This is a genomic window from Cupriavidus sp. AU9028, from assembly GCF_019795295.1.
Taxonomy (GTDB): Bacteria; Pseudomonadota; Gammaproteobacteria; order Burkholderiales; family Burkholderiaceae; genus Cupriavidus.
Map to the genome: position 1 here is coordinate 1 of NZ_JAIMCG010000016.1, position 12,144 is coordinate 12,144.

The following is a 12,144-nucleotide window of genomic DNA, read 5'->3' on the forward strand; positions in this document are numbered from 1 at the left end:
CGCGTCGCTCTCGCGCTCGGCTGACAACGTTGCAGCAAGTTCGACACCGCGGACATAGTGCACCGGTGCCGGCCGTTCCAACGGCAAGGCCGACACGTGCTCCGGCGCTTCGTACAGCAAACAGCCCTGCGCCCAGTCACGTAGGACATGGTGCGCCGGCTCAGCGCGCACTGCGCTCAGCGCCCGGAGCGAGCTGCTTTCAATAAGTGCAGTGACAGCGTCGGCCGGCGCGTGCTCGTGTCCATCGGCGCCGACGAGGCGAGCGCATGCTCCGCGAGCGAGAGGAGCACGCGACGCCGCTGCATGCGACCTGTCGAGCTCGCCGAGTCGCCCGACTCCCACCACTGCCATGCCATCTGCGCCTCGCTGAAGGCGGCCGCCGCCTCACTCGCCGTGCCTCGGGCCAGCCTGTCAAGGCGGTACAAGTTCCGCACCACCTTGTGGGCGGATGATCAGGCCGCAGCAAGGCGGCGAGCGCGGGACTACCCGAACGCCGGTTCGGGATTTGGCCTCCGCGGAAGTCTTCGGATCGGTCCGGTTGCGGTCTTCAAACGCGATTCCCTGCTGAGACAGCCACTCTTTCAGCGCCCGGCAGTCCGGGCACGTCGGAGTGCTGTAGATCAGGATATGCGGCGTGCTGGCTTGAGCCATGGTCGTGTCTTTACTTGCCCCGAGCGGCCAGCCAGCTTTTCATCATGGCGATTTCACCTTCCTGCGCGGAGATGACCTCCTCGGCCAGCTTGCGGACTTCCGGGTCCCAGCCATATTGCAGCGCCACCTTGGCCATGTCGATCGCACCCTGATGGTGGGGGATCATGCCCCGCATGAAATCCACATCGGCGTCACCGCTGAAGTCGATCATCATGTCTGCATGCATGCGTTCATTGCCGGCTCGGTAGGCGGCCGCCGAGGCATCGTCCGGGACGCCGGCCGCCGCCTGCTGGCCGTGTTCGCCGAGCCACCTGTTCATCATCGCGATTTCTCCTTCCTGCGCCAGGACGACCTCCTGTGCGACCTTGCGGACCTCCGCGTCCTTGCCGTACTGCAGCGCGACCCTGGCCATGTCGATCGCGCCCCGGTGGTGCGCGACCATGCCGCGCATGAAATCGAGGTCGGCGTTGCCAGTGAGCTGAGCCCCCATGCCGGCGTGCATCTGCTCGTTCACGGCGCGATACGCAATCGTCGACAGACTGTCATTGGCCGAGGCGCTGGAGGACGTCCCGTGCCCGTGATGCTTGCCGCTGGCAGCACCCTGCGCGCCAGTGCCCAAATGCGCCCTATTCTTCTGGACGGTCATCAAGCTGAGTTTATCGTTCTTCATGAAAAGAAGCTCCTTGATTTAGGTTGAGGACTTGACGGTATTGCTTGCGATTCCTGCTTCTCGGAGGCGTGCTGTAAGCGCGCGAGAGTTCAACCTGCAACCTGGGCGGCTGCTGTGCGGTGGCGCCCGACTGCATGGTGCGTTCAGTCCAGCCGCCGCCCAGCGCCTTGTACAGGTGGATGAGGTTGTTCAGCCGCGTCAGGCGTGTGCGCACCAGCGTTTGCTGCGTGCCGTACAGCGTGCGCTGCGCGTCGAGCAGCGTGAGATTGTCGTCCACGCCTTCCTGGAAGCGCTGCTCGGCCAGCTCGTAGGCTTTCTGGCTGGCTGCCACCAAAAGTTCCTCGGATCGGATCTGATCATCGAGCGTGCGCTTGCCTGCCAGCCCATCGGCCACCTCGGCGAACGCCGCCTGAATGGCCTTCTCGTAGTTGGCGATCTCAATGCGCTTTTGCACCTGCGACACGTCCAGGTTGGCAAGCAACGCACCGCCGCGGAAGATGGGCAACGTGATCTGCGGCAGGAAGCTCCAGGCCCGCGAGCCCGGATCGAACAGGCCGTCGAGCGAGGCACTGGCCGTGCCGGCGGAACCCGTGAGGGTGATCGTAGGGAAGAACGCAGCCCGCGCCGCGCCAATGTTGGCGTTGGCGCCGATCAGCATCTGCTCGGCCGCGCGGATGTCCGGCCGGCGCGTGAGCAGCTCCGACGGCAGGCCGCTCGGCAGGTCGGCCGGCACAAGGTCGGCGGGCAGGGACACCGCCTCGTCAAGCTGCCGCGACAGCTCCGGCGTCAGCGGCTTGCCCAGCAGCAGCACGAGTGCATTGCCGTCTTTTGCTGCCTGCCGCGTGTAGGCGGCGTGATTGGCCTCGGCGGTGCGCAGCGCGGTCTCCGCGCGGCGAAGGTCGAGCTGCGTGGAGTTGCCCGCTTCGACCAGCTGGTTGGTCAGGTCGTAGGAGCGCTTCTGCGTGGCGAGGGTGTCGTGCGTCAGGCGCAGCAGTTCCTGGTCGGCGCGCAGCGTGAGGTATGCATTGGCCACCTCGGACACGAGGCTCATCTGCGTTGCGATGCGGGTCTCATCGAGGGCCAGGTAGGACGCCAAGGCCCGGTCACTGAGGCTGCGGACACGGCCCCACAGGTCCAGTTCCCAAGCGGCAGTCACCCCGGCCACGTCGTAGCGCCGGAGCACGGCGCCGTTCCCCGTGGTGCTGAGGTCTGCCGGCAGGCGCTCGCTCACGCCGCTGGCGGAAACACCCAGGTTCGGCAGCATCTCGGCGCGCTGAATGCGGTACAGCGCACGCGCCGCCTCGACGTTAAGCGCGGCTTTGCGCATGTCCCGGTTGTTCTCCAGCGAGATGCCGATCAACTGCTGCAGTAGCGGGTCGCGGAAGAACTCACGCCAGCCGATGTCGGCCGTGATCCCGGCGTCGGGCGTCCCGGGCGCCTGCTGAACATAGGCCCCGCCGGAGGGATAGGCCGTGTCGATCGGAGCCGCGGGCCGGTCGTACTTCGGTGCCATGGAGCAGCCGGCCAGCGCCGCCGCGAGGGCGAGCGGCGCGAGCGTCCTGATGGATCGGGAGAGTGCGAAAGGCGTCTTCATATCGTGTGTCCTCCTGGCCATCATGCGCGCTGATCGGTCATGCCGGCGCTGGCCTGCCGCGCTTCGCGGCGTAGTGCGAGTTTGCGCACCACGACGTAGAACACCGGCGTGAGCACTAGGCCGAATGCCGTTACGCCTAGCATGCCGGCAAACACCGCGCTGCCCATGGCGTGGCGCATCTCGGCGCCTGCGCCGCTGGCCAGCACCAGCGGCACCACGCCGGCGATGAAGGCCAACGAAGTCATCAGGATCGGGCGCAGCCGCAATCGCGCGGCTTCAAGCACGGCGGCCAGCGGAGCGAGACCTTCGCTCTCCTTGGCGCGGGCGAACTCCACGATCAGGATGGCGTTCTTTGCGGCAAGGCCGACCAGCACCACGAAGCCGATCTGCGTGAAAATGTTGTTGTCGCCCCCCGAGAGCCAGACGCCGGCGATCGCCGAGAGCAGCGCCATGGGCGCGATCAGCAGCACCGCGAACGGCAGCGACCAGCTGTTGTACTGGGCCGCCAAGAACAGGAAGGCCAACAGCACCGCCAACGCGAAGATGTAGATCGCGGTGTTGCCGACGCGCTTCTCCTGGAAGGTCAGGTCCGTCCATTCATAGGTCATGCCGTCCGGCAGCGACTCGCTCACGATCTTCTCGATCGCGGCAGTGGCCTGGCCGGAAGAGTATCCCGGTGCCGGCCCGCCGCTGATGTCGGCCGAGGCGAAGCCGTTGTAGTGCATCACTCGGTCGGGACCGGAGCTGCGCTCGATGGTCGCGATCGCGCTGAGGGGAATCATCTCGCCCGCCGCGTTGCGCACCTTGAGCATGCCAATGTCCTCGGCCTGCATGCGGAACTGCGCATCGGCCTGGGCCATGACCCGGTAGGTACGCCCGAAGCGGTTGAAGTCGTTGACGTAGAGCGAGCCGAGGTTGACCTGCAGGGTGTCGAACACCTCGGTCAGCGCCACGCCCTGCGACTTGGCCTTTACGCGGTCGATGTCCACACGCAACTGCGGCGCGTTCGTCTGGAAGCTCGCCAGCATGTTCGCCAACTCGGGCGCCTGCATGGCCTTGGCCATGATCTCGCTTTGGGCCTGCGCAAGCGCCTCGGGACCCAGGCCGGCGCGGTCCTCGATCTGCAGCTTGAAGCCGCCCATCGAACCTAGGCCGGGCACCGGTGGGGGCGGGAAGATGGCGACGAAACCGTCCGGGATCTGGCTGAACTTGCCCATGAGCTTGCCCTGGATAGCAAAGGCCGACAGCGAGGGGTCCTTTCGTTCATCGAAGGGCTTGAGCATGGCGAACATCAGGGCGGTGTTCGGCTGGTTCACCGGGCCATTGACGGATAGGCCGGGAAAGGCCACCACGCTTTCGACGCCAGGCTCGGCCAGCGCGATCCTGGTCATCTCCTTGACGACCGCCTCGGTGCGGTCCAGCGAGGCGCCGGTCGGAAGCTGCGCGATGCCGACGAGGTAGTACTTGTCCTGGGCAGGCACGAAGCCCGCCGGCACCTTGTGGAAGCCCAGCCAGGTCAGCCCGAGGAAGCCGACGTAGAGCAGCACCACGATGGCGCTGCCCCTCACCGCGCGGCGCACGCCCCCGACGTAGGCATTCGAGGCGCTGTCGAAGAAGCGGTTGAAGCGGCGAAAGAAACCGCCAAACACGCCGTCGATGATGCGCGTGACGCGATCAGGCCTGGCCGCGCCATGGTGCGGTTTGAGCAGGATGGCGGCCAGCGCGGGCGAGAGCGTGAGCGAGTTGATCGCCGACAGGATTGTCGAGAACGCGATGGTCAGCGCGAACTGGCGATAGAATTCGCCTTGCAGCCCTGACAGGAACGCCGAAGGGACGAAGACCGCTGCCAGTACCGAGGTGATGGCCAGGATGGGGCCGGTCACCTCGTCCATGGCCTTGCGTGCCGCATCACTGGGGGATTCACCCAGCGCCATGTGACGCTCGACGTTTTCCACCACCACGATCGCATCGTCCACCACGATGCCGATGGATAGCACGAGTCCGAACAGCGACAGTGTGTTCAGCGAGAAGCCGAACATGTGCATTACCACGAAAGTGCCAACCAGCGAGACCGGCACGGCGATGAGGGGGATGATTGACGCGCGCCAGGTCTGCAGGAACAGAACCACCACGATCACCACGAGGACGATGGCCTCGAGCAGCGTCACCGCGACGGATTCGAGTGAGGCTCGCACGAAGACCGTGGGGTCATAAGCGATCCGGTATTCGATGTCTTGAGGAAATTCTTTCTGCAGCGCCTTCATCGTCGCCTGGACGGCAGCCGAAACATCCAGCGCGTTGGCGCCTGGGCTCTGGATGATCTGCATTGCCACCGCCGGCTCGCCGTTGAGCAGGCTGCGCAGGGTGTATGAATCGGCGCCCATGGCGATGCGCGCAACATCGCGCAAGCGAGTGACCTGGCCGTCGGTGCCTGCCTTCACGACGATGTCGCCGAATTGCTCCACGCTCGACAGGCGTCCCAGGGCATTGACTGTGACCTGGAATGCAGCCGAGGTATCCGGCTGTTGGCCCACCGAGCCGGCGGCAACCTGTACGTTCTGCTCACGGATGGCCGCGACCACATCGCTCGCAGCCAAGCCGAGCGCGGCGACTCTGGCGGGATCAAGCCAGACCCGCATCGAATACTCCCCTGCCCCCCAGACCCGGACATCGCCGACGCCCGGTATACGCGCGAGAATGTCCTTCACATGCAACGTGGCATAATTCGAGAGATACAGGGGGTCATATCGGCCTTCCGGTGAGGCCAAATGCACCACCATGAGAATGTCCGGCGACGTTTTCTCGGTGACAACACCGACGCGCTGAACCTCTGGGGGCAGGCGCGGCAATGCACGTGAGACCCGGTTCTGTACCTGGATTTGCGCGATGTCAGCGTCGATGTGCTGCTCGAAAGAGATGGTCAGCACCATCGATCCGTCCGTGGACATCTGGGATTGCATGTACATCATGCCTTCCACGCCATTGATCGCTTGCTCCAGCGGCGATGCCACGGTGTCGGCGATGACCTGTGGGTTGGCGCCGGGATAACTGGCGGTGACCTGCACCGTGGGCGGCGTAACCTGGGGGTATTCGCTCAGCGGAAGTTGGAAGTAGCTGATCGCACCCGCGATCAGCATCAGCATCGACAAGACGATGGCGAAGATCGGCCGGTTGATGAAGAAGCGGGGGAAGTTCATGTGCGGGCCTCCACCGAGCCGGCCGTGCCGTCAGCCTTGGCCCTCCTCGCGCCCTCTGCCTTGGCAGGTGCCACAGGCGCAGCGGAGGCACTCGCTGCAGCCTTCGGCGCGTTGGCGGCGCCGGCGTCCAGTGCTGCGGGCGCCTGCATGGGTACCATGCGTGGGCTGACCGCCATGCCGGGGCGTACGAGCCCCTTGAGGACAACCTTCTCGCCGGCCTGCAAGCCGCGGTTGACGACGCGCAGCCCGTCCACCAAAGGGCCCAGCTCGATGGGACGGTACTGGGCGTGGCTGTTCTCGTCTACCACGAGCACATAGTTGCGCCCTTGGTCCGTTCCCACGGCCTGATCGTCGATGAGGACGGCCTGGCGCGGCGCGCCGGTGGACAGCCTGGCCCGGGCGAACAGGCCGGGTGCCATGCGACCATCCGGGTTCGGCACGACGGCTCGAGCGCGAATCGTGCCGGTGGTTCGGTCGATGGTGTTCCCCACGAAATCGAGCACGCCCTTGTGAGGAAAATCCTTGTCCGTGGTCAGTCCAACCTGCACGGGCAACGGGGCCTTGTTGTCGCCATCCGCGCCCGGTCGCGCGCGGCTCAAGATGTTCAGGTAGGTGGCTTCGTCAATGTCGAAGTACACGTGCAGGGGATCGATGGACACGATCCTGGTCAGCAGCGTGGCCCCACCGGCACCGCTGCCGCTGACCAGGTTCCCCTCCGTCACCAGCACGCGGTCAACACGCCCGCCGATCGGCGCCGTGACGCGGGTGAAGGAAAGGTCCAGCCGAGCCGCAGCCACAGCGGCCTTGGCCGCCTGCACCTGCGCCTGGCGCGCGCTGCGCGCGGATACGGCATCGTCGTAGGATTTGCGTGAGACGGCGCCGGTGGCGATCAGGCGCTCGGCGCGATCAAAGTCGGCCTGCGCCTGGCTGGCGAGCACCTCTGCCTGCCGCAGTTGCGCCGTGGCCGTATCGAGCATCACCTGGAACGGCCTGGAATCGATCTGGAACAGCAATTGGCCCTTGCGCACCAGGCTGCCCTCGGGGACGCTCACGGCATCGACCGCACCGCCGACACGCGAGCGTAGCTCGACGGTTTTCGGCGCCGCCAGGAAGCCGGTGTACTCGGCCGATGGCGCGACCGTGCGCGTGACAACCTCAGCCACTGGCACCTGCGGCGGCGCCGGCGTGCTCGCTGGCGGCGCGGCAGCATCGTCCTCGTCCCTGGCGTCGCGGGCTGCGATCGCTATCCCGCCGATTGCTGCGATGGCGCCCGCCATCACAACAATTCTGATTTTCCTTCGCATGGACCTGCCCTCTTTCTGAATGCAGGGCTTCGGCCCTTCCGAAGCGCTCTGCAGAAATTTGTGTGCAGGCTAGGTGTTACAACGACGGCAAGGTCAAGCCCTTCTGGCTGCCTTATCGGCGGACTGCATGGAGAAGGAGATGGGGTACTCGGCGCCCTCGCCGTGGTCGGCCTCGGCCCCGGCGCTTGAGGCGCAGCGCTTCAAGCGCGAACGGGGATGGCGCCGGTGTCGGGCCGCACGGCGATCCATCGGCCCTTGATGCCCGGCACCGTGGGCCGCTGGTCGCACAGCACTGCTGCCGACGCTGGAGGGCTTTTCTGGAACGTCTGGATTTAACCCTCAAGTGGACGGCGAGCCGGCTTGCAAGGCCTCAATGCTTATGGCCGGGGGCGGAATGATCGTGGCCATGGTCGGCACGGTGGTCATGCCCGCCCCCATGCTTGAGACCTCGGTGGTCGTGGCGTTCCACCGTGGGTTGCAGGCTGCAGGCGTTCTCGTCGGCATCCGCGTTCCAGTCGATGCCGACCGTGGCGTGTTCGATGCTGAACCGCTCTTGCAGCACGGCTTCGACGCGCTTGACCACGCCCCGCGCTTCCTCGTCCGAGTGGGGACGTACATGGAGAGTGGCCATCGTGCGGCCGGACGTGAGCTGCCACACGTGAACATGGCTGACGGCCGCCAGGCCCGGCACGGCTCCCATCAGACCCTGGGCTACCTTCTCGGGCGAAGCATCCGCGGGTGCGCCTTCGAGCAAAATGTGAATCGACTTGGCGAGCAGCTTCCACGCGCTGCGCAGGATCAGTGCAGCCACCAGAACCGACAGGATGGGATCGATGGGCGTCCAGCCGGTCAGGTAGATGACAACCGCGGCGACGATGGCCCCCACCGAGCCCAGCAGGTCGCCCATGACGTGCAGGATGGCGCCGTTCACATTGACATGATCGGTCTCGCCACGGGTCATGATCCACAGCACGAGCACGTTTACCAGCAAGCCGAGCACCGCGACAATCATCATCGGGCCGGCCAGAATGCCGGACGGCGCCTGCAACCGCTCCCACGCTTCATAGCCGATCCAGGCGACGATCGCAAACAGCGTCACGGCGTTGAGGAACCCCGCGATGACCTCGAAGCGCAGGTAGCCGAAGGTACGCTTGCTGTCTGCGGCGCGACGGCCGAACCGGAAGGCGGCATAAGCCAGCGCCAGCGCTGCCGCGTCGGTCAGCATGTGGCCAGCGTCGGCCAGCAGGGCCAGCGAGCCCGACATCACGCCGCCAACGGCCTCCAGGACCATGAAGCCGAAAATCAGGAAGAAGGCCAGCAGGAGCTTGCGCTCGTTGGCGCTCGTCACTGTGGGGGTGTGGTCGTGATCATGGTGATGATCGTGTGAATGGGATCGGAGCATGGCGGCCTCGGACAGTTGGTAATGGACTGCAGGCGTCAATATAACAAATGAATATGTATTCATGTGAATGCAGCTACCTGCACCGACCGAGGCTGATGCGTTGCACGCGAAAAGAGAGCGTGGTTCGGAAAGTGCGCCTGCCCGAGGGCTGGACACCTCCCTCCCCCGCCCGTACTGACGTAGTGATGGGCTCGATGCCGGCTGGGCTCGAGCAAGCGCCCCGCCCTGCAACTTCGTTGCTGGACTACTCGTCGCTGTGGTCTTCTCCGATGTGAGTGGTCATGTCCAGCAGCACTTGGCTCACGTGCTTGTCGGCCACCTCGTAGAAGATCTGCTTGGCCTGGCGCACGCCCTTGACGAGGCGCGCTCCACGCAGCAGCCGCAGATGGTGGCTCACCAGGGACTGCGACAGTTCGAGGGTCTCCGCGATGTCGCCTACCGAGGAGGAGCCCTTCATGCAGCACAGCATGATTCTCAGCCGAGACGGGTCCCCCAGAAGGCGGAAGGTCTCGGCGAGGATGGTCACATCGTTGTGCGACAGGGATGCCAGGTCGGCGGTTGGACCGTGCGGTGCGCTGGCCGGTTTGCGTGAAGTCATTTCTTGAGAATTCCTATCCTCGAACGGCTGTTCATACGCTTCAGGATCAACGAGGCTGCGGCAGCTTAATCGCACGCTCAGCGAACGACCAGGGAAAAGCCGGGCAGCCAAGGCCGCCGGTCCGAAGGGAAGTGGGAGTTTCGGAATCCGGCAGCACCAAAAGACGCTTGACCTTCCCATGATCGTAAACCCTAGCCTCCCGATATGTCGAACACGGCCCAAAAGGAGCTCACCATGAGCATGCCAATCACGAATGATGCTGCTAGCTCAGCAGCGATCAGCCTGCCCATCGAGGGCATGACTTGCGCGAGTTGCGTCGGTCGAGTCGAGGCCGCGCTGGCCAAGGTGCCGGGCGTGGGCAGCGTGTCGGTCAACCTGGCAACAGAGCGGGCGGACCTCCGCCTGGCTAGCCCTGTCGATCGGATGGCGCTGATCCAGGCGATCGAGAAGGTCGGCTACGACGTGCCGGCCGGGACCGTCGAGCTGACGGTCGAGGGCATGACCTGCGCGTCCTGCGTGGGCCGGGTCGAGAAGGCGCTCCAGGCCGTGCCCGGTGTCACTGAGGCCACGGTGAACCTGGCGACCGAGCGCGCCACCGTGCGCGGCGTGGCCGCTGTGGCAGACCTGATCGCTGCCATCAAGAAGGTCGGCTACGAAGCCGGTCCCGTCGACACCGGCGCGCAGACCGACGAGGAAGCCGCCGAGAAGAAGGACGCCGAGCGCGCCGAACTCAAGCGCGACCTGACCTCGGCCGCCGTGCTCGCGCTGCCGGTGTTCGTACTCGAAATGGGCGGGCACATGATCCCCGGCATGCACGAATGGGTTGCAGCCACCATCGGCATCCAGCAGAGCTGGTACTTGCAGTTCGTGCTAACCCTGCTGGTGCTGGCCATCCCAGGGCGGCGCTTTTACGCGAAGGGTCTCCCGGCGTTGTTGCGCCTGGGTCCCGACATGAACTCGCTGGTTGCGGTCGGCACGGCCGCCGCCTTCGGCTATTCGATGGTCGCCACATTCGCGCCGGGCCTGCTGCCGGCCGGCACGGTGAACGTGTACTACGAGGCGGCCGCGGTCATCGTGGCGCTGATCCTGCTGGGACGCTACCTGGAAGCGCACGCCAAGGGCCGCAGCTCCGAGGCCATCAAGCGCCTGGTTGGCCTGCAGCCCAAGGAGGCTCGCGTGCTGCGCGACGGCCGTGTCGTGGACATTCCGATCAAGGACTTGGCCCTGGGCGACATCGTGGAAGTACGCCCTGGAGAGCGCGTTCCGGTCGATGGTGATGTGATAGAGGGCCGGAGCTTCGTGGACGAGTCGATGATCACCGGCGAGCCGATTCCCGTCGAGAAGGCGGAAGGCAACACCGTGGTGGGCGGCACCGTCAATCAGAAGGGCGCGCTGACGCTGCGCACCACCGCTGTGGGCGGCCGCACCATGCTTGCGCAGATCGTCCGCCTGGTGGAGCAAGCCCAGGGCTCCAAGCTGCCGATCCAGGCCGTGGTGGACAAGGTGACGTTGTGGTTCGTGCCGGCCGTCATGCTGGCCGCCGTGCTGACCTTCCTGGTTTGGCTGGTGTTCGGCCCGTCGCCCGCGCTGTCCTTCGCGCTGGTCAATGCCGTGGCGGTGCTGATCATTGCCTGCCCGTGCGCCATGGGCCTGGCCACGCCCACCTCCATCATGGTCGGCACGGGCCGGGGCGCCGAGATGGGCGTGCTGTTCCGCAAGGGTGAAGCGCTGCAACTGCTCAGGGACGCCAAGGTCGTGGCCGTCGACAAGACCGGCACGCTGACCGAAGGCCGCCCGGTCCTGACCGACCTCGAGATTGCCGAGGGCTTTGACCGCAACCAGGTGGTCGCGAAGGTTGCCGCTGTCGAATCGCGCTCGGAGCATCCGATTGCGCGCGCCATCGTCGAATCGGCCGTGGAAGGTGGCATCGCGGTGCCGACCATGACGGACTTCGACTCGGTCACGGGCATGGGGGTGCGTGCCACTGTGGGCGATTCCCGCGTCGAGGTCGGTGCCGATCGCTTTATGCGTGAACTGGGTCTGGACGTTGGCGGCTTCGCTCGCACGGCCGAGCGCCTGGGCAACGAGGGCAAATCACCGCTCTATGCCGCCATCGACGGCCGCCTCGCCGCCATCATCGCGGTGGCCGACCCGATCAAGGCCAGCACTCCGGCTGCCATTGCAGCCCTGCACCAGCTTGGCCTGAAGGTGGCCATGATCACCGGCGACAACGCACGTACCGCGCGGGCCATCGCCAAGCAACTGGGCATCGACGAGGTTGTGGCCGAAGTGCTGCCCGAGGGCAAGGTCGAAGCCGTGCGCCGGCTGAAGGCCAGCCACGGCCAGATCGCTTACGTAGGCGACGGTATCAACGACGCGCCTGCGCTGGCCGAGGCCGACGTTGGCCTAGCGATAGGCACCGGCACCGATGTGGCGGTGGAATCAGCCGACGTGGTTCTGATGTCGGGCAGCCTGCAGGGCGTGTCCAACGCAATCGCGCTGTCCAACGCCACCATCGGCAACATCCGCCAGAACCTTTTCTGGGCCTTCGGCTACAACACTGCGCTGATCCCGGTGGCCGCGGGAGTGCTGTACCCCGCGCACGGGGTCTTGCTTTCGCCGGTCTTCGCGGCCGGCGCGATGGCGCTTTCGAGCGTGTTCGTGCTCGCAAACGCGCTGCGCTTGCGCCGCTTCCAGCCGCCGTTGGCGGGGGATACCGCTCGTTGAG

General features: G+C 65.7%; 8 protein-coding genes. 1 reads left to right on the forward strand and 7 read right to left on the reverse strand.

From position 1 onward, the window contains the following. Positions 1-411: 411 nt before the first annotated feature. From K6V06_RS16550 to K6V06_RS16580, 7 genes are all read right to left on the reverse strand, one after another. Positions 412-651: a glutaredoxin family protein gene (locus K6V06_RS16550; RefSeq protein WP_222245165.1), complete on the reverse strand. Its 240-nt coding sequence runs from the start codon at positions 649-651 to the stop codon at positions 412-414. A gap of 10 nt (positions 652-661) precedes the next feature. Continuing rightward, positions 662-1,321, reverse strand: a complete 660-nt coding sequence (locus K6V06_RS16555; RefSeq protein ID WP_255581903.1) for a DUF305 domain-containing protein — start codon at positions 1,319-1,321, stop codon at positions 662-664. Then, on the reverse strand, positions 1,308-2,915 hold the full coding sequence (locus K6V06_RS16560) for an efflux transporter outer membrane subunit (RefSeq protein WP_222245167.1): 1,608 nt from the start codon (positions 2,913-2,915) through the stop codon (positions 1,308-1,310). Before K6V06_RS16560 ends, K6V06_RS16555 begins: the two co-directional genes overlap by 14 nt. A gap of 20 nt (positions 2,916-2,935) precedes the next feature. Beyond that, the gene (locus K6V06_RS16565) at positions 2,936-6,112 is read right to left on the reverse strand and encodes an efflux RND transporter permease subunit (RefSeq protein ID WP_222245169.1); all 3,177 of its coding nucleotides are present in this window, start codon (positions 6,110-6,112) and stop codon (positions 2,936-2,938) included. Continuing rightward, entirely contained in the window at positions 6,109-7,416 is a 1,308-nt protein-coding gene (locus K6V06_RS16570; protein ID WP_222245171.1) for an efflux RND transporter periplasmic adaptor subunit, read from the reverse strand. The genes K6V06_RS16565 and K6V06_RS16570 overlap by 4 nt, the downstream gene beginning before the upstream one ends. Before the next feature lie 370 nt (positions 7,417-7,786). Continuing rightward, entirely contained in the window at positions 7,787-8,818 is a 1,032-nt protein-coding gene (locus tag K6V06_RS16575; protein WP_222245173.1) for a cation diffusion facilitator family transporter, read from the reverse strand. A 244-nt stretch (positions 8,819-9,062) separates the two neighbouring features. After that, positions 9,063-9,416 (reverse strand): metalloregulator ArsR/SmtB family transcription factor, encoded by a 354-nt coding sequence (locus tag K6V06_RS16580; protein WP_222245175.1) that lies wholly within the window; start codon positions 9,414-9,416, stop codon positions 9,063-9,065. 234 nt (positions 9,417-9,650) lie between these two features. Here K6V06_RS16580 and K6V06_RS16585 point away from each other — a divergent pair, with 234 nt between their 5' ends. After that, the gene (locus K6V06_RS16585) at positions 9,651-12,143 is read left to right on the forward strand and encodes a heavy metal translocating P-type ATPase (RefSeq protein WP_222245177.1); all 2,493 of its coding nucleotides are present in this window, start codon (positions 9,651-9,653) and stop codon (positions 12,141-12,143) included. Position 12,144: the final 1 nt, after the last annotated feature.